The sequence below is a fragment of the Streptomyces sp. NPDC102406 genome (assembly GCF_044765725.1).
In the GTDB taxonomy this organism is placed as follows: domain Bacteria; phylum Actinomycetota; class Actinomycetes; order Streptomycetales; family Streptomycetaceae; genus Streptomyces.
In genome coordinates this window covers 839,238-857,397 of sequence record NZ_JBIWKP010000003.1, presented here as the reverse complement: position 1 = coordinate 857,397, position 18,160 = coordinate 839,238, and the positions used below count along the sequence as shown (strand labels likewise).

Below are 18,160 nucleotides of genomic sequence, written 5' to 3'. Positions count from 1 at the left end.
CCCGGCGAGTTCGCTGCTGGTGCCGCCGTCGGCCTGCCAGGAGTCGACGCTCCGGCCGTTCTTGACGAAGGGCGTGAAGCGTTCGCCGAGGCCGTAGATGTGTTCGCCGACGCCGAGCGCGAGCTGGGCGATCATGTGGTGGGCGCCGTCGGGGGTCGCCGCGAAGGCGGTGCCCTTGCCCTCGACCGCGGTCAGGCGGCGCCCGGTCGAGGTGTCGTGGAACTGGAGGCCCCACTCGCCCGCGGTGTCCAGGCGCAAGCTCAAGGGGCCCGAGGTCAGTTCGGTGACGGTGCCGTCCTGGGTGAAGCGGACGCCGCTGCCGCCCTCGGCGGGCGAGAAGCAATCGACCGTGATGAGCGGCTGGTTGAGGGTGTCGCCCCGGTCCCTGACGTGTCGTACGGCGGCGTACGCGGTGAAGCTGTCGGCGTCCCGTCGGACGTCGCGGACCTCGGTGGCGTACGCGGCGCGGACCCCTTCGCGCAGCAGCCAGAAGCCGTCGGTGAACTTCATGCGGTGCTCCCCTGCGGGACGAAGGCGATCCGGGCCAGGCGGACCCCGCCGCGCAGGCGGACGCGCAGGTCGCGTACGCCGGTGGCGGTGAAGTCGGCGTCCAGGGTGAGGTAGGCGTACGGGTCGCCGGTCGGCGGGACGGTGATCTCGCATCCGTCCCCGATCTCGACGGTGCCCCCGCCCGCGACCGTGACACGGGCGCCGCTCACGCCGTCGGGGCCGAAGTCGCAGCCGCGGTACAGCAGTTCGCCGCTCTCCTCGTTCGGGGTCACCGCGTCGCCCGAGGTTTTCGTGCGGTCGACGATCTCGGTGCCGCGTTGTTCGTCGAAGCTCGCCGCGTCCAGACCGGCGGTGCGCACCGGGCGTGGCGCGGGCTCGTCCCCCTCGACGGTGAGGCGCGTGGTGTGCCGGATGTCCTCGCTGGAGGCGCCGAGGAGCAGTTCGTAGGTGCCCGAGGTGACGCTCCACCGCTCGCGCGCCACGTCGTGGTGGCCCAGGGCGTCGATCGGCACGGTGAAGGTGACGCGCTCGGACGCCCCGGCGGCGAGGGTCAGCCTGCGGTGCGCGAGGAGCTGGCGGCGGGGGCGCGGCACGGGCATGTCGAGCGGGCGGACGTAGAGCTGGGGCACCTCGTCGGCGGTGCGGGTCCCGGTGTTGGTGACGGTGAAGGTGAACTCCAGGGCCTCGTCGCCGCGGGTCACGAAGGGCGCGTCGTAGCTGAACGAGCTGTAGGACAGGCCGTGCCCGAACGGGTAGAGCGGGGTCCCCTCGAAGTAGAGGTAGGTCTGGCGGGAGCCGATGATGTCGTAGTCGAGCAGCGCGGGCAGGTCGGCGTCGGCCGCGTACCAGGTCTGCGGGAGGCGTCCGGCGGGGCTGACGTCGCCCGCGAGGACCCGGGCGAGGGCGCGGCCCGCGGCCTGGCCGCCGTGGGCGGTCCACAGCAGGGCGGGCAGCGCGGTGTGGGCGTCGGGGACGGCGTACGGATAGGCGGAGACCAGGGCGAGGACGGTGTTCGGGTTCGCCGCGCGGGCCACGCGCCACAGGCGGTCCTGGTGCGCGGGCAGGTCGAGCGTCGTGCGGTCCTCGGTCTCGCGGCCGTTGATGTGCGGGTCGTTGCCCGCGACGACGATCACGACGTCGGCCTCGGCGGCGGCCCGGGCCACCGCTTCCTCGCCGCGCTCCACGAACTCCACGGCGAAGACGGTGCCCTCGTCGGCAACCTTCACGCCGTCGGCGGCGACAGACACGTACCGACCCGTTCCCGTGTGCCGTAGGAGGTGACCGTCTTCATGGGGTCGCAGCTCGAACGTCTCCTGGACGATCCAGCCTCCGGGCTGCTCGGCGGAGGCCCGTACCCGGCCGTCCTCGGCGACCGACAGGTAGCGGCCGTCCGGTGCGCGCAGGGTGAGGACGCCCGCGCCCCAGTCGACCAGGGCGAGTTCGGTGCCGGTGTCGTGGGTGGTGGTGAGCGGCGGCAGGTCGGTGCGGCCGGCGAGGAGTGCGGGGTCGAGGGCGGCCCCGGCGCCCTGTGCCGGTACGTCCTCGGGGGCGTCGGGCACGGACAGCCAGCCCTGCGCGCAGCGCAGGCGCACGCGGTCGACGCCCTCCGCGAAGGTGATCCGCTCGGCGCCGAACCTCTCGTGGAGCCCGTCCAGCGGGGTGGAGCGGTGCAGGAGGGTGCCGCTGTACCAGTCCGTCTTGCACTCGTCGGCGAGCAGTCCGACCAGCGCGATGCGGGTGGTCCCGGGCAGGGGCAGCAGTCCGTCGTTCTTGAGCAGCACGACGGCCTGCTCGGCGGCTTCCTCGGCGAGGGCGCGATGGGCCTCGGTGTCGAAGTCCCGTACGTCCGCGAAGGGGTCGCTCTCCTCGAACTCGCCGAGGCGCAGGCGGACGTCGAGCTGGCGGCGGGCGGCGGTGTCGATGTCGGACTCGCGGATCAGGCCCTGGTCGAGGGCGCGGCGGAGCCGTCCGACGACGGTCGTGGAGTCGGTGCCGTGGTCGGTGAAGCTGTCGACGCCCGCGACGAGCGCGGCGGCGGTGGCCTCCTCGTGGGTGTCGAAGTAGTGCTCGGAGTCGACGAGGTTGCTGGGCGCGCCCGCGTCGGAGCAGACGAGGAGTTCCTGGTCGGTCCAGGTCCGCAACTGCTCGCGCAGGTAGGGCGATACGTGGTTGGGGCGGCCGTTGACGAGGTTGTAGGCGGGCATGACACCGGCCACGGCGCCCGCCTCGACCGGGGCGCGGAAGGCCTTGAGGTCGTACTCGTGCAGGACGCGGGGGCGTACCGAGGAGTTCGTGGTGTCCCGGCGGGTCTCGTTGTTGTGGGCGAGCCAGTGCTTGAGGACGGGCGCGGTGCGCCAGTACGTGGGGTGGGTGCCGCGCAGGCCGCGGGTGTAGGCGGTGGCGATCGCGGCGGTGAGGCAGGGGTCCTCGGAGTAGCCCTCCTCGTTCCTGCCCCACAGCGGGTGGCGGAGCAGATTGACCGTGGGCGCCCAGACGTTGAGGCCGACGCGGTCGTCGTGGGCGCGCATGGCGCGGACCTCGGCGGAGACGGCGTCGCCGACGCGACGCACCAGGTCCTCGTTCCAGGTGGCGCCGAGCCCGAGCGCCTGCGGGAAGACGGTGGCCGGGCCCATCCACGCGACGCCGTGCAGCGCTTCCTGTCCGGTGCGGAACGCGGCGAGGCCGACCCGCTCGACGGCGGGCGTGAACTGGTGCAACAGCGCGATGCGTTCGTCGAGCGTCAGCCGGGCGATGAGCTCGTCGACGCGGTTGTCCGCGGGCGGCGCGGAGTCGGAGCGGAACAGGGGGCTCTCGGTCACGTGCGGGTCCCTTGGCAGAGAAGCAGAGAGGATGGCAGAGAAATCTTCGAAGCGCTTCGATGCTCGGCACTGGTCCGGCAGGTGTCAAGTGTGGTGCGGAGAAAGTCAGTTGAGGAATTCCGTGCATCCACCTTGTGACCCCGGAAACGTTCCCTTAGCCTCGCTGCAACATCGAAGCGCTTCGACACACAGATGCGAAGCGTTCCTTGAAGGGTTGCCGCAATGACGCCGAACTCGCCCTCCGCCTCAGCTCCCAGCCGGAGAAGTTTCCTCGCCTCCACCGCCGTGGCCGCCGCGGCCGTGGCCGGCGGGGCGCCGCTGCTCACCGCCTGCGGCGGGTCGGACAGCAAGGACCGGGAAGGCACCACGTCAGGGAAGGACGCGGCCAGACTGCTGCCGACCTTCGTGGCCGGCAAGTTCGCCGATCCGGACCTCCCCTCGAAGAACGGTTCGGCGGCCGGATACACCGGCAAGGTGGAGCTCTCGGCCCTCGCCGCCTCGGCCCCCGAGAAGCTGGGCACCGGCGCACCCATCAAGATCATGTCCCCGTTCTGGGGCTCCCCGCCCAAGGGCGGCTGCGCCTACTACAAGGCGCTCGACGCGGCGGCCGGCACCAAGGTCATCTGGCAGAACCAGGACGGCAACACCTACGGGCAGAAGCTCGGTGCCGTCCTCGCCTCCAGCTCCCTACCGGACATGGTGGTGGTGCCGAGCTGGGAGCTGGTGGGCAAGATCTCCAACGCGGTCACCGCGAAGTTCATGGACCTCGGCCCGTACCTGGCCGGCGACAAGGTGAAGAAGTACCCGAACCTGGCCGCCATCCCCTCGGACTCCTGGCGCATGGGCATCTTCGGCGGCGCCCTGCGGGGCATCCCGATGCCGACCGCCGCAGCGACGTTCAACATCGCGTACTACCGCAAGGACATCTTCGACAAGAAGGGCTACGAGGTCCCCAAGTCTCCTGCTGAGTTCATCAGTTGGGCCAAGGAGGCGACCAGCGCCAAGGCCAAGGTGTACGCCTGCGGCGACATGTCCTGGACCGGCTTCAACATCTTCGGCGTCCGCCCCTCCGGCACGCTCGGCTGGCACATCGAGGACAACGGCAAGCTGACGTACCGCATCGAGCAGCCCGAGTACCTCGAAGCGCTGGAGTGGACCCGCAAACTGTTCGACGCGGGCGTCGTCCACCCCGACGACAAGGCCCGCTCCGGGGACGCGGGGCAGCGCTTCGGAGCCGGTCAGATCCTCATGTACAACATGGACATGTCCGCCTGGTACGGCAAGACGGCCGAGCAGGCCAAGTCCAACCCGGACTTCGCGATCGACGCCATGGACATCTTCGGCCCCGACGGCGGCGACCCGCGGCTCTGGGCGAGCCAGCCCGCCAACGTCTGGTCGCTGATCCGCAAGGGCGCCTCCAAGGAGACGGTCGAGAACGCGCTGGCCGCCGCCAACTTCGCGGCCGCCCCGTACGGCACCAAGGAGCGCGTCCTCGTCGACTACGGCATCGAGGGCACCCACTACACGGTCAAGGACGGCGTCCCGGTCAAGACCGACCAGGGCAACCAGGAGGTCATCAACGCCTGGGGGATGCTGGCCGCCCCCGCCCCCTACTTCGCGCACCCCGACTACCCGGACGTGGCACGCAAGCAGGTCGAGTGGGAGCAGCGGATGGGCGCCTTCATGAAGAAGACGTCGACGTACGGCATGAACATCGTCGAGCCCACCCGCTACGCCAACCTCTCCAGCCAGTTCGAGCAGTTGGAGATCGACTACGTACGCGGCAACAAGAAGCTCTCCGACGTGCAGCAGTCCATCGCCACCTGGAAGTCGTCCGGCGGCGACAAGCTGCGCGACTGGTACAAGAAGCTCATCGACAAGAACGGCAGCGGCAACTGATGTCTCTCACCGCCGGGAGCAGGCCCGACGGGACACGGCCCGCGACCGCCGTCGAGGAACCGGTGGCCGCGCTCGTCCCGAAGGCGACTGCGAGCAAGAACCGCGCGGACGCCCGGGTCCCCTGGCGGGTCCGGCTGCGCCGCGACCGCGCGCTCATCCTGATGACGCTGCCCGCCATCTCCCTGCTCCTCCTGTTCAACTACATCCCGCTGCTCGGCAACGTCGTCGCGTTCCAGGACTACGACCCCTACGCGGCGAGCAACGGCGTCACGGCGATCTTCCACAGCCCGTGGCTCGGCGTCGAACAGTTCTCCCGGATGGTCGACGACCCGCTGTTCTGGAGCGCCGCACAGAACACGGTCGTGCTGTTCCTGCTCCAGCTCGTGCTGTTCTTCCCCGTCCCCATCGCGCTCGCGCTGCTCATCAACAGCGTGATCCGGCCCCGGGTGCGGGCCGTCGCCCAGGCGATCATGTACCTGCCGCACTTCTTCTCGTGGGTCCTCGTCGTCACCGTCTTCCAGCAGGTCTTCGGCGGGGCGGGCATCATCGCCCAGACCCTGGAGGACCACGGCTGGGGCGGCTTCGACCTGATGACGAACGCGGACTTCTTCAAGTTCCTGGTCACCGCGCAGTCCGTGTGGAAGGACGCCGGCTGGGGGATCATCGTCTTCCTCGCCGCCCTCGCCGCCGTCTCCACCGACCTGTACGAGGCCGCCGCCATGGACGGCGCGGGCCGCCGGCGCCGCATGTGGCACGTGACGCTGCCGGCGCTGCGACCGGTCATCGCGCTGCTGCTCGTCCTGCGGGTGGGGGACGCGCTCAGCGTCGGCTTCGAGCAGTTCCTGCTCCAGCGGGACGCCGTCGGGGTGGGCGCCAGCGAAGTGCTCGACACCTATGTCTGGAACATGGGCATCCAGAACGGCGACTTCAGCTACGCGGCGGCGGTCGGCCTGGTCAAGGGCGTCATCGGGGTCTGCCTCGTGCTCGCCGCCAACCGGTTCGCGCATCTGCTCGGCGAGCAGGGGGTGTACAAGAAATGAGCCTGAACACGCAGCTCGTCCGCAGCCTGAGGGCGCCGGCCCGCCCCGCGTGGGAGGAGGAGCCCAAGAAGGCCGGGCTCACCGCGAAGGGCGGCTTCCTCCTCCTGTGCTGCCTGGGCGTGCTCGCCCCGCTGTGGATCGTCGTCGTCACCAGCCTCTCCCCGAAGCCGGTGATCGACCGGGTCGGCGGACTCGTCGTCGTCCCCCGGGACATCACCTTCATCAACTACACGGAGCTGCTCAGCGGCGGCCAGGTCAGCCGGGCGATCCTCGTCTCGGTCGGGGTCACGCTCGTCGGCACCGTCTTCTCCATGGCGGTGTCGGTGCTCGCTGCCTACGGCCTGTCACGGCCCGGCAGCCTCGGCCACCGGCTCCTCCTGATGACCCTGATGGCGACCATGTTCTTCGGCGCCGGTCTCATCCCGACCTACCTGCTGGTGCAGTCGCTCGGCCTCACCGACACCTATCTGTCGCTGATCCTGCCGAGCGCGGTCAGTGTCTTCAACATCCTGGTCCTGCGCGGCTTCTTCATGGGGATCTCCCCGGAGCTGACCGAGTCCGCGCGCATCGACGGGGCGAGCGACCTGCGCATCCTTGCGACCATCATCATGCCGCTGTCGCGGGCCGTGCTCGCCGTCATCTCGCTGTTCTACGCGGTCGGCTACTGGAGCGCCTGGTTCAACGCCTCGATCTACCTCAGCGACCAGGACATGATGCCGCTCCAGAACGTGCTCATCCAGCTCGTGCAGAAGAACACCGCGGCGCCGACCGGCCTCCAGCAGGCGGTCCGCACCGGTGAACTGTCCACGCTGGGACTCCAGATGGCCGTCATGGTCCTCGCCCTGATCCCGGTCGCCGTGGCCGCGCCGTTCGTCCAGCGCCACTTCAAGAAGGGCATGCTGACCGGGGCGGTGAAGGGATGACCTTCGCAGCCGACGGCCGTCTCCTCTTCGGCGGCGACTACAACCCGGAGCAGTGGCCCGAGGAGGTGTGGGCCGAGGACGTGACCCTGATGAAGGAGGCGGGCGTCACCTCCGTCACGCTCGGCGTCTTCTCCTGGGCGAAGCTCGAACCACGCCCCGGCGCCCGGGAGTTCGGCTGGCTCGACCGGCTGATGGACCTGATGCACGCGCACGGCATCGGCGTCGTCCTCGCCACCCCGACCGCCTCCCCGCCGCCCTGGCTCGGCCGCCTGCACCCGGAGACGCTGCCGCGCGACGAGAACGGGCGGACCGTCTGGTGGGGCTCGCGCCAGCAGTTCGCGCACTCCTCCAGCGCCTACCGCCGCTACGCCGCCGCGATCACCGAGGACCTCGCGATCCGCTACGGGCACCACCCGGCGCTGCGGATGTGGCACATCAACAACGAGTACTGCACGTTCGACTACGGCGACGAGGCGGCCCGCGCGTTCCGTGACTGGCTGCGCGCGAAGTACCACACCCTCGACGCGCTCAACGAGGCCTGGGGCACCGCCTTCTGGAGCCAGCACCTGGACACCTGGGAGGACGTGATCCCGCCGCGCCGCGCCCAGTACCTGCGCAACCCCACCCAGCTCCTCGACTTCCGCCGCTTCACCTCGGACGCGCTCATGGAGTGCTACGTCGCCGAGCGCGACCTGGTCCGCCGCCACTCCCCCGCGCACACCCCGGTCACCACCAACTTCATGCCGCTGTGGACGGGCCAGGACGCCTGGGCGTGGGCGGAGCAGGAGGACGTCGTCTCCGTGGACGTCTATCCCGATCCGCGCGATCCGCTGGGCGGCCAGTACAACGCGATGATCGCCGACATGACGCGCGGCCAGGCCCGGGGCCCGTGGATGCTCATGGAGCAGGCGGCCGGGCCGGTGAACTGGCGCGGGGTCAACCACCCCAAGCCGGCCGGACTCAACCGCCTCTGGTCGCTCCAGGCGGTGGCCAGGGGCGCGGACGCGGTCTGCTACTTCCAGTGGCGGCAGTCCCGGCAGGGCGCGGAGAAGTTCCACTCCGGGATGGTCGGCCACGCGGGCGCGGAGGGCCGGGTGTTCGCCGAGGTGAAGCGGATCGGCGCGGAGCTCGCGCGCCTCGGCCCCGAGGTGGCCGGGCAACACGTCCCCGCCGATGTCGCCGTGCTGCACGACTGGCACTCCTGGTGGGCGGGCGGCCAGGACGGCAGACCGTCGACGAAGGTCGCCTACGAGGAGGTCGTGCGGGCCTGGCACCGGGCCCTGTGGGAGGCCCACCTCACCGCCGACTTCGCGCACCCCGAGCACGACCTGTCCGCGTACAAGGTCGTCGTCGTGCCGCAGCTCTACCTGCTGACGGACGCGGCGATCGAGAACCTGCTGGCGTACGTGCGCGGCGGCGGGACGCTCCTGTGCGGGTTCTTCACCGGGGTCGCCGACGCCGACGACCGGATACGGCCCGGCGGCATGGACGCCCGGCTGCGGGAACTGTTCGGTATCCGCACGGTGCACGAGTGGTGGCCGCTGGAGGAGCGGGAGAGCGTGGACTGCGGCGCGTTCCGCGGCACCCTGTGGTCGGAGGAGCTGGCGGCGGGCGCGGACGCCGAGGTGGTGGCCGCGTACCGCGGCGGCGATCTCGACGGGCTGCCCGCCGTGCTGCGCCGCGGCCGTGCCTGGTACCTCTCCACCCTCCCCGAACCCCCGGCCCTGTGCTCGTTGCTCGCGGACGCGGCTGCCGGGGCCGGCGTACGGCCTCCTCTGGCCGGCCTCCCCGCGGGTGTGGAGGCCGTACGCCGCGGCGGACTGCTGTTCCTGCTGCACCACGGGCGCGGCGAGGTCGGTGTCGCGCTGCCGGACGGGGCGACGTACCGGGACGTGCTGAGCGGCACCGAGCACACGGGGTCCGTGCGGCTCGGCCGGTTCGGTGTCGCCGTACTCGCGCACGGCACACGGGGGCGCGGTGCTGCCTGAGCATCCGCACGGCACCTGGGAGCCGACGCCGGCCGAGCGCTGGGAGGACGCGTTCCTCGGCGGCAACGGCCGGCACGGCACCCTCGCGTTCGGCGACCCGCACGACGACCGGGTGATCGTCACCCATCACGCGCTGGTCCGCCCGGACGGCGGCCCGCCGCCACGACCGCCCGCCCTCGCCGCTCGTCTGCCCGTGCTCCAGGACCGGTTGCTGGCCGGTGAGGTGGACGCCGCCGAGCAGTTCACCGACGGCCGGGCACTGCGCTGGGTCCGGGCGTTCCATCCCGCGTTCCAGGTGCGGTTCGTGCGCGGCGGCGTGGTGTGGCGCGGCTACCGGCGCGCGGTCGACTTCGCGACGGGGGTGGCCGAGGCCCGGTGCGGCGGATGGCACAGCCGGGTGTTCGTCTCACGCGCGGACGACGTCGTCGTGCAGTACGTCACCGGGCCCGCCCTCGACGGGGACCTCTCCCTCGACCACCGGCTGGCGGGGGTGCCGGACCGGCTCGGCGTCGGGCGCGCGGTCGTCCTGACGCCGCGGGGCGCCCAGTTGACGCTGCGCTGCCGCTACCCGGACAGCGATCTGGCGTTCACCGGGGTGACGCTGGCGCGCACGCACGGCGGGCGTATGGCGGTGGGCGCCACGGGGCTGCGCGTCGAGGGCGCGAGCGGGCTGCTGCTGCTCACCCGGGTGCACCGGCACACCGGTGAGCTGGACGCGGGCACCGAGGCCGCCGGGCTGACGGCGCTGGTGAGCGGGGAGGCGGCGGTGACCTACGCGGACCTGCTCGCCCGGCACGAGGAGCGGCACCGGAGCGCGTACGAGCGGGTGACGTTCGACCTGAACGCGCCGCGCACCGAACGCGGCCTGCCCGGCAGCGCGCTCCTCCAGCGCCCCGAGAGCCACGCCCTGCTGGAGCGCTTGTTCGCGGCGGGCCGGTACCACCTGCTCAGCGCCTCGGGCGCGCTGCCGCCCCGGCTCACGGGGGTGTGGACCGGCGCGTGGGACACGGCCTGGTCGGGCGCGTTCACCACCGACGCCAACCTGAACCTCCAGACCGCGTCCGCCGCCGCCTGTGCGCTGCCCGAGGTGAGCGAGGCCCAGGGCGCGCTGATCCGGGCGCAGTCGGCGGACTGGCGGGACAACGCGCGGGAGATCTTCGGGGCGCGCGGCATCGTCGCGCCCGCGCACACCGACGGGGAGTCGGGGCACGCCTACCACTTCCAGCGCCGGTGGCCGATGCACCTGTGGACGGCGGGCGCCGACTGGCTCCTCACCCCCCTGGTCGAACAGGCCGAGACGACGGGGAAGCGGCCCGCCTGGCTGGCGGCGGCCCTCGCCGACGTCGCCGTGTTCTACGAGGACTTCCTCTCCCGGACCGGCCCCGACGGGCGCGTGGTGATCGTGCCGTCGTACTCCCCCGAGAACCGCCCGGCGAACGCGGGCTGGGGCACGCTGAACGCCACGATGGACATCGCGGCGGCCCGGCACGCCCTGCGCACCGCCGCCGCCTGGCACCCGGGACCCGACGGCGACCGCTGGACCGCGCTCGCCGACCGGCTGCCCGACTACCGGGTCAACCCGGACGGGGCGCTGGCCGAATGGGCCTGGCCCGACCTCGACGACTCCTACGACCACCGCCACCTCAGCCACCTGTATCCGGTGTGGCCGCACCACGACATCAACCCCTACGACACCCCCGAGTGGGCGAAGGCGGCACACCGGGCCCTCGAACTGCGCGGCGCCGAGAACGACTCCGCGCACGGGCATCTCCACCACGCGCTGATCGCGGCCCGGCTGCGCGATCCGGAACGGGTCGGGGACGCGCTGCGCCAGGTGCTGACCGGCGACTACTTCCACCCCTCGCTGATGAGCGCGCACTACCCGGGCCGCGACGTCTACAACGCGGACGCCGCGCACACCCTGCCCGCGCTGCTCACCGAGTCGCTCCTCCAGTCCACGCCGGACCGGCTCGTCCTGCTGCCCGCGCTGCCGCCCGGCTGGCGGCGCGGCGCCGTGACCGGCCTGCGCACCCGGTTCGGCGCGCGCGTCGATCTGAGCTGGGGCGGCGGCATCTGCACCGCCCGCGTCAGCGCGGACCGGGACACGGACGTGGACCTCAAGACCCCCACCGGCGGACCCGCGCGACTGTGCCTGTCCGCCGGCGAGGACCGCGAACTCAGCTTGAGAACGCGGTAGTTCCCTCCCCCCACCGACCATGGAAAGGGACACCATGGCACTCTCGGCACACCGCTTCGTATCGCGCCGCACCCTGCTCGGGGCCGCGCTGGCGGCCTCGGCCTCGCTCGCCCTCGCCGCCGCCCCCGCGCAGGCGGCGATCTGGTCGTCGTCCGACCAGTGGGGCAACTACACCACCTCGGACGGCTACACCCTCTACAACAACATCTGGGGCTCGGGCGCGGGCTCCCAGTCGATCTGGGCCAACTCCTCCTCCAACTGGGGTGTGCGGGCCGACCACCCGAACACGGGCGGCATCAAGTCCTACCCGAACGCCAAGAAGGTCGTGAACAAGCCGATCGGCTCACTGACCTCGCTCACCAGCAGCTACAACGTGACGGTTCCGTCGTCGGGCGCGTACAACACCTCGTACGACATCTGGGACAGCGACTACGACTACGAGGTCATGCTGTGGGTCAACTACAACGGAGCGGTCGGCCCGCTCGGCACCTCGCAGGGCAACGTCACGCTCGGCGGGCACACCTGGACCGTCTACAAGGGGAACAACGGCGCCAACGAGGTCTTCTCGTTCCTGCGGACCTCGGACTCGACGTCCGGCACGGTGAACATCCTGCCGATCCTCAAGTGGATCAAGGACACCAAGGGCTGGTGGGGCAACGAGACGATCGGTGACGTTCAGTTCGGCTACGAGATCACCTCGTCGTCGGGCGGCCTGGACTTCACGACGAACGGCTTCAAGGTCTCCAGTAGCTGACCGGCCGGTAGCCGACCGGAGGGCGACGGGCGCGGTTCAGGCTCCGGCGGGGGCCTGGGCCGCGCTCTCACGTGCCGTCAACTCCGGTGCGAGCAGCACGACTTCGCTCTCCGTGCCGCGCCCCTCGACCTGCGCGACGACCTGCTCGACGGCGCGCCGCCCCATCTCCTGCGCGGGCACCGCGACCGAGGTGAGCGGCACCGAGGCGTGCGCGGCGACCTGCTCGGGGCAGACGGCGACGACCGACACGTCCTCGGGCACGGCGCGGCCCGACTGGCGCAGCAGGGCGAGCAGCGGGTCGGTGGCGGCCTCGTTCTGCACGACGAAGGCGGTGGTGCCGGGGCGCTCGTCGAAGATCCGGGACAACGTCGCCGACACGGAGGCGTACGAACCCTCGCACGGGCGGTGCAGCAGCCGCAGGCCCAGCTCGGCGCTGCGCTCGCGCAGGCCCGTCAGGGTGCGCTCGGCGAAGCCGGTGCGCCGCTCGTAGACCGCGGCGGCCTCGCCGATGACGGCGATCTCGCGGTGTCCGAGGTCGGCCAGGTGCTGGGCGCACAGGGCGCCCGCCGCGGTGAAGTCGAGGTCCACGCAGGTGAGTCCGGTGGGGTCGGACGGCAGCCCGATGAGGACGGCGGGCCGGCTCGCGGTGCGCAGCAGCGGCAGCCGCTCGTCGTCCAGCTCGACGTCCATCAGGATCATGGCGTCGGCGAGTGCCGCCCCCTCGATGCGGCGCACCGCCTGGGCGCCCTCCTCGCCGGTGAGGAGCAGGATGTCGTAGCCGTGGCTGCGGGCGGCCGTGGCGACGGCCATGGCGATCTCCATCATCACGGGGACGTACATGTCGGTGCGCAGCGGCACCATGAGCGCGATGATGTTCGACTTGCTGCTGGCCAGGGCGCGGGCCCCGGCGTTCGGGTGGTAGCCGAGCTGGCGGACGCTGCTCTCGACGCGCTCGCGGGTGGCGGCGGAGATGGACCGCTTCCCGCTGAGGACGTAGCTCACGGTGCTGGCGGAGACTCCGGCGTGCCGGGCGACCTCTGCGAGCGTGACCATGTCGTTCTCCTGGACCGTGACGAGGGGGGCGCCGACGCTGAGCGCTTCGACGGGCCGGACAGCCGTGGGTACGTTCGGCAGATCGACCCTATGGGGCCGACCCGCACCTGTCCAGAAGTGCGTCGAAGCGCTTCGACAGCGTGGACCTGCCCCATTGCCGCCTCCCAGGGTAATGACAGCGGGCGGGTTCCGTCGGCACCAGCGGTGAGGTCAGGCCAGTTCGCCCAGCACCTCCCACGTCCGCAGCCGGGACGCGTCGCCGTCGGCCCCGGTGCTGCCGACGACGACCTCGGTGGCGCCCGCGTCGCGGTACCGGCGTACGGCGTCCGCCAGGTCCTTCTCGTCGCCGACGACGGCGAGTTCGGCCGGGTGCCGATGTCCCGACAGCTCGACGACGCGGGCGTAGGACGGGATCTGCGCGTAGAAGGAGAGCTGCTCGTGCAGGATCGGGCGCAGCGCCTCCGCGTCCCGGGTGACGACCCCGGGCACGAACGCGACGATGCGCGGCGCGGGCCGGCCCGCCTCCGCGGCGGCCCGGGTGACCTCCGGGACGATGTGCTCCTCCAGGGCGCGCGGGCCCGCGAGGTACGGCAGGATCCCGTCGGCGAGACGGCCGCTGACCCGCAGCGCCTGCGGACCCATCGCGGCGACGAGCAGCGGCACGGGCGGTTCGGCGCCTGGCACGCGGGCGGGCAGCGGCGTCCTCGCCGTGACCAGTTCGCCCTCGAAGTCGGCCTCCCCGCTCAGAAGCAACTGCCGGGTGGCGGTGAGGAATTCGCGGAGCCGGGCGACCGGCCGCTCGAAGGGCAGGCCGAGGGCGCCCTCGGTGATCAGTCGGGTGCCGAGCGCGAGCCCGAGGTGGTAGCGGCCCCCGGTGGCCGCCTGGGCCGTCCTGGCCTGGCTCGCCACGAACAGCGGATGGCGGCCGAAGACGGGGATCGCGGAGGTGCCCACGTGGATGTCGGGGACGGCGCTGCCGACGAGCGCCGCGAGCATCGGGGAGTCGTGGCCGAGGGTCTGGCCGAACCACAGGGACGTCAGGCCGCTGGCGCGGGCCTCACGTGCCTGGCGCACGGCGTCGTCGATGAGGAAGTCGGTACCGGTCGTGTCGAGTGTCACTCCCACTGTCATGACGGGGAGAACACGGGCGCGCGGGGACCGGATTCCCCCTGGAACATGAACAGTTCGTGTCGGCCCGTGCCGCACCGCGGGCGGCTGCCGGAAACCTGCACAGCGATTACGCAGGGCAGTCACGAGGGTCCACAAAAATCCACCGCACACCATGGACAAGGAAACCCATTGATGCGCGAGTGTCCATTTTGCTGAAACTGGTCCCGCCCTTCGCGCAATTCCGGCGGTGAAGGTTGTGAAGGAGCTGCCAGCGGCCCGTGAAAAAGCCTGCACCATGCGGTAATTGACCTCGCACATCCCCCCTGACCGGGGACCTTCCGATTGGCTGTGCGAAGCATCGGCGTGCTTTGATCCTCCGCACCGCTGGACCTCACGGATTCGGTCATGCCGAATCCCGTGGAGCGTTCCGCGTTATTTCGAATTACCCAGATACCACTGAGAAGGGCGGCTCTCCTCATGAGCAACACCCCCCAGGTCCAGACCCTCGAGATCTCCGACGCCGAGCTGGACAACGTCTCCGGCGGCCTCGTCGGCGGCCTCGTCTCCAACGTGACCGGCACCGTCGACTCGATCGCCCCCGTCTCGGGCGTCGTCGCGGGCGTCACCGGCACGGTGGAGAACCTGACCGGCGTCAACACCGGTGCCGTCACGGGTCTGGCCACCGGTCTGGTCGCCGGCCTCTGAGTCGGATCCCCAGCGGATCACCCCACCGCCGACCTGACCGGCGGCGGCCCCCAAGGCCTCGGGACCTCCTGTCCCGGGGCCTTCGGGCGCGTCCGGGCCCCTGTCCGCCCGGCCTTGAGCAACGTAAGGGAAACACCCCGTGCAGTTCCGCCAACAGGCCCTCAGCAAGCTCCAGTCACCGGAGGATCTCGACCTGCCGGTGCGCCTCGCGCGACCGCACGGTGTGCTCGCCCTCGCCGTGACCGTCGTCGTCATGGCCGCCTCCTGCGTGTGGGCCGTGACCGGTTCGGTGGCCTCCACGCTCAGGGCGAGCGGCATCCTCACCTACGGACAGGGCAGTTACGTCCTCCAGACGCCGGTCACCGGGCAGGTCACCGGCCTGTACGTGAAGGAGGGGCAGCGCGTCGCCGCGCACGCGCCGCTGCTCAAGGTCCGCACCGAGCAGGGGACCGAGGTCGTGCGCGCCATCGACGCGGGCCGGGTCACCGCGCTCGTCGCCCGGCTCGGCTCGGTCGTCACCACGGGCGCGGACGTCGCGACCCTGGAGAAGACCGCGTCGGCGCGTGACCCCCTGCTGGCCGTGCTGTACGTGCCCGCGACCGGCGCGGCGAACGTGCCCGCCGGCGCCCCCGTCGATCTCACCGTGCCCGCCGCGCAGAGCTACGGCGTGCTGCGCGGCAAGGTCAAGGCCGTGGGACGCGCCGCGCAGACGCGACGGCAGGTCACCGACTTCCTCGGCGACGGCGAACTGGCCGCGCGGTTCGCGAAGGGCGGGACCCGCGTCCCGGTGCTCGTCCAGCTCACCGAGGACACGTCCACGACATCCGGTTACGCCTGGTCGACGGCGGACGGGCCGCCCTACCCCCTCACCTCCATGACCCTCACCACCGGCGCCGTGCACCTCGCCGAGCAGCGCCCGATCGATTGGCTGCTGCCATGACCACCACGTCCCTGCCGCCCGCCGGGCACGGCCGTCGCCGGGCCCGGCCCGCTCCCCCGCCGCCCAAGCGCCGCGGGCGGGTGCGCACGCCCACCGTGCTCCAGATGGAGGCCGTCGAGTGCGGCGCCGCCGCGCTCGGCATGGTGCTCGCCCACCACGGCCGGCACGTCCCGCTGGAGGAGCTGCGCATCGCGTGCGGTGTCTCGCGCGACGGCTCGCGCGCCAGCAACCTGCTGAAGGCGGCCCGCGGTTACGGCATGACCGCCAAGGGCATGCAGATGGAACCCGCGGCGCTCGCCGACGTCCAGGGCCCCGCGATCCTCTTCTGGGAGTTCAACCACTACGTCGTCTACGACGGCATGGGGAGGCGCTTCGGGCGGCGCGGCGTGCACCTGAACGATCCGGACAAGGGCCGCAGGTTCGTCGCCATGGAGGACTTCGACACCAGCTTCACGGGGGTGGTCCTCGTCCTGGAGCCGGGCGACGGGTTCCGCACGGGCGGACGCCGACCGGGCGTCCTGCGGGCCCTGCCGGGCCGGCTGCGCGGGACGACCGGCACGATGCTCGCCGCCCTGCTCGCGAGCCTGCTGCTGGTGGCCGTGGGCGCGGCGCTGCCCGCGCTCAGCCGCACGTACATCGACCTGTTCCTCATCGGCGACCAGACCTCGCTGCTCGGCGCGCTGTTCGCGTCGATGGGCGCCATGGTGGCCCTCACCGGTGTCCTCACCTGGCTGCAACAGGCGAACCTGCTGCGCGGCCGGATCATCTCCTCGACGCTGAGCAGCGCCCGCTTCTTCCGCCACCTGCTGCGGCTGCCCGTCACGTTCTTCGCGCAGCGCAGCCCGGCCGACCTGGTGCAGCGGCTCCAGTCGAACGACGCGGTCGCCGAGACCCTGGCCCGCGATCTCACGGCGGCCGGGGTCGACGGCGTCGTGGTGCTGCTGTACGCGGCGCTGCTGTGGACGTACGACCCGCAGCTCACCATGGTCGGGGTCGGTATCGCGCTGCTGAACGTGGTGGCCATGCGGATCGTCGTGCGGCTGCGCGCGACCCGTACGCAGAAGCTGCGGGCGGACACGGCGCGGCTCACCAACACCTCGTACACCGGTCTTCAGCTCATCGAGACGATGAAGGCGACCGGGGGCGAGAACGGGTACTTCCGGCGGTGGGCGGGGCAGCACGCGACGACGCTGGAGGAGCAGCAGCGGCTCGGGGTGCCGAGCGCGTGGCTCGGTGTCGTCGCGCCGACGCTCGCGACGCTGAACAGCGCGCTGATCCTGTGGATCGGCGGGCTGCGCGCCGTGGAGGGGCATCTCTCGGTCGGTCTGCTGGTCGCCTTCCAGGCACTGGTGGCCCGCTTCACCGCGCCGATCACGCGGCTCAACGGGGTCGCGGGCCGCGTCCAGGACTTCGCCGCCGACGTGGCACGTCTGAAGGATGTCGAGAACTTTCCCGTCGACACCCTGTACGCGCGCCCGGAGGCGGTGCACAGCACACGGCGGCTCAGGGGCAATGTCGAGATCGACTCCGTCACGTTCGGTTACAGCCCGCTCGACAAGCCGCTCCTGTCCGGGTTCTCGCTGACGGTCGGCCCCGGGCAGCAGGTGGCGCTCGTCGGTGGCTCCGGCAGCGGCAAGTCGACGGTCTCCCGGCTGATCTCGGGCCTCTACACGCCCTGGGAGGGCGTCATCCGGATCGACGACCGGCGCCTGGACGACATCCCGCGCGGCGCCCTCGCCTCGTCCGTGTCCTTCGTCGACCAGGACGTCTTCCTCTTCGAGGGCACCGTCCGCGACAACGTGGCGCTGTGGGACCCGTCGATCTCCGACGAGGCCGTCGCCGACGCGCTGCGCGACGCGTGCCTGTACGACGTGGTGGCCAGGCGGCCCGGTGGGCTGCACAGCCGCGTCGAGCAGGACGGCCGCAACTTCTCGGGTGGGCAGCGGCAGCGTCTGGAGATCGCGCGGGCGCTCGTGCGGCGTCCCAGCATCCTCGTCCTCGACGAGGTGACGAGCGCGCTCGACGCCGAGACCGAGAGCGTCGTCATGGACAACATCCGGCGGCGCGGCTGCGCCTGCGTGGTCATCGCGCACCGGCTGAGCACCGTGCGCGACAGCGACGAGATCGTCGTCCTCGACCACGGGCAGGTCGTCGAGCGGGGCCGCCACGAGCAACTCGTCGCGGCCGGCGGACCCTACGCCGAGCTGGTCAGGGAGCACTGA

Annotated in this window: 12 protein-coding genes and 1 pseudogene; 9 read left to right on the top strand and 4 right to left on the bottom strand. The window is 71.7% G+C overall.

All coding sequences use genetic code 11. From position 1 onward, the window contains the following. Positions 1-3: 3 nt before the first annotated feature. Together ACIRF8_RS17690 and ACIRF8_RS17685 are read right to left on the bottom strand one after the other, a co-directional pair. Positions 4-510: pseudogene (locus ACIRF8_RS17690) on the bottom strand (alpha-xylosidase); the annotation flags it as partial. Beyond that, positions 507-3,329: a glycoside hydrolase family 3 C-terminal domain-containing protein gene (locus tag ACIRF8_RS17685; RefSeq protein ID WP_404215757.1), complete on the bottom strand. Its 2,823-nt coding sequence runs from the start codon at positions 3,327-3,329 to the stop codon at positions 507-509. The gene ACIRF8_RS17685 and the pseudogene ACIRF8_RS17690, both read right to left, overlap by 4 nt. Before the next feature lie 222 nt (positions 3,330-3,551). Here ACIRF8_RS17685 and ACIRF8_RS17680 point away from each other — a divergent pair, with 222 nt between their 5' ends. The 6 genes from ACIRF8_RS17680 to ACIRF8_RS17655 are packed head-to-tail and all read left to right on the top strand — an operon-like array spanning position 3,552 to position 12,130. Continuing rightward, positions 3,552-5,228, top strand: a complete 1,677-nt coding sequence (locus ACIRF8_RS17680; protein WP_404215755.1) for an extracellular solute-binding protein — start codon at positions 3,552-3,554, stop codon at positions 5,226-5,228. Next, positions 5,228-6,268, top strand: coding sequence for an ABC transporter permease (locus ACIRF8_RS17675; protein ID WP_404215753.1), 1,041 nt, complete (start codon positions 5,228-5,230; stop codon positions 6,266-6,268). Before ACIRF8_RS17680 ends, ACIRF8_RS17675 begins: the two co-directional genes overlap by 1 nt. Further along, positions 6,265-7,191: a carbohydrate ABC transporter permease gene (locus ACIRF8_RS17670; RefSeq protein ID WP_404215751.1), complete on the top strand. Its 927-nt coding sequence runs from the start codon at positions 6,265-6,267 to the stop codon at positions 7,189-7,191. The genes ACIRF8_RS17675 and ACIRF8_RS17670 overlap by 4 nt, the downstream gene beginning before the upstream one ends. Further along, complete coding sequence (locus ACIRF8_RS17665; RefSeq protein ID WP_404215749.1) at positions 7,188-9,179, top strand: beta-galactosidase; 1,992 nt, start codon at positions 7,188-7,190, stop codon at positions 9,177-9,179. The genes ACIRF8_RS17670 and ACIRF8_RS17665 overlap by 4 nt, the downstream gene beginning before the upstream one ends. After that, a complete protein-coding gene (locus tag ACIRF8_RS17660; RefSeq protein ID WP_404215747.1) occupies positions 9,169-11,376 on the top strand; it encodes a glycosyl hydrolase family 95 catalytic domain-containing protein in 2,208 nt (735 codons plus the stop codon). Before ACIRF8_RS17665 ends, ACIRF8_RS17660 begins: the two co-directional genes overlap by 11 nt. A gap of 34 nt (positions 11,377-11,410) precedes the next feature. After that, positions 11,411-12,130 (top strand): hypothetical protein, encoded by a 720-nt coding sequence (locus ACIRF8_RS17655; RefSeq protein ID WP_404215745.1) that lies wholly within the window; start codon positions 11,411-11,413, stop codon positions 12,128-12,130. 36 nt (positions 12,131-12,166) lie between these two features. Here the strand turns inward: ACIRF8_RS17655 and ACIRF8_RS17650 are convergent, their stop codons facing one another. Both ACIRF8_RS17650 and ACIRF8_RS17645 read right to left on the bottom strand, forming a co-directional pair. Continuing rightward, positions 12,167-13,183, bottom strand: a complete 1,017-nt coding sequence (locus ACIRF8_RS17650; protein WP_404215743.1) for a LacI family DNA-binding transcriptional regulator — start codon at positions 13,181-13,183, stop codon at positions 12,167-12,169. Between the two features lie 210 nt (positions 13,184-13,393). Continuing rightward, a complete protein-coding gene (locus ACIRF8_RS17645; RefSeq protein ID WP_404215741.1) occupies positions 13,394-14,314 on the bottom strand; it encodes a TIGR03564 family F420-dependent LLM class oxidoreductase in 921 nt (306 codons plus the stop codon). 456 nt (positions 14,315-14,770) lie between these two features. On the opposite strand from ACIRF8_RS17645, the gene ACIRF8_RS17640 reads away from it, so the two are divergent. From ACIRF8_RS17640 to ACIRF8_RS17630, 3 genes are all read left to right on the top strand, one after another. After that, entirely contained in the window at positions 14,771-14,998 is a 228-nt protein-coding gene (locus tag ACIRF8_RS17640; RefSeq protein ID WP_404215739.1) for a type A2 lantipeptide, read from the top strand. 139 nt (positions 14,999-15,137) lie between these two features. Then, entirely contained in the window at positions 15,138-15,938 is an 801-nt protein-coding gene (locus ACIRF8_RS17635; protein WP_404215737.1) for an HlyD family efflux transporter periplasmic adaptor subunit, read from the top strand. Beyond that, complete coding sequence (locus ACIRF8_RS17630) at positions 15,935-18,160, top strand: NHLP family bacteriocin export ABC transporter peptidase/permease/ATPase subunit (protein ID WP_404215735.1); 2,226 nt, start codon at positions 15,935-15,937, stop codon at positions 18,158-18,160. The genes ACIRF8_RS17635 and ACIRF8_RS17630 overlap by 4 nt, the downstream gene beginning before the upstream one ends.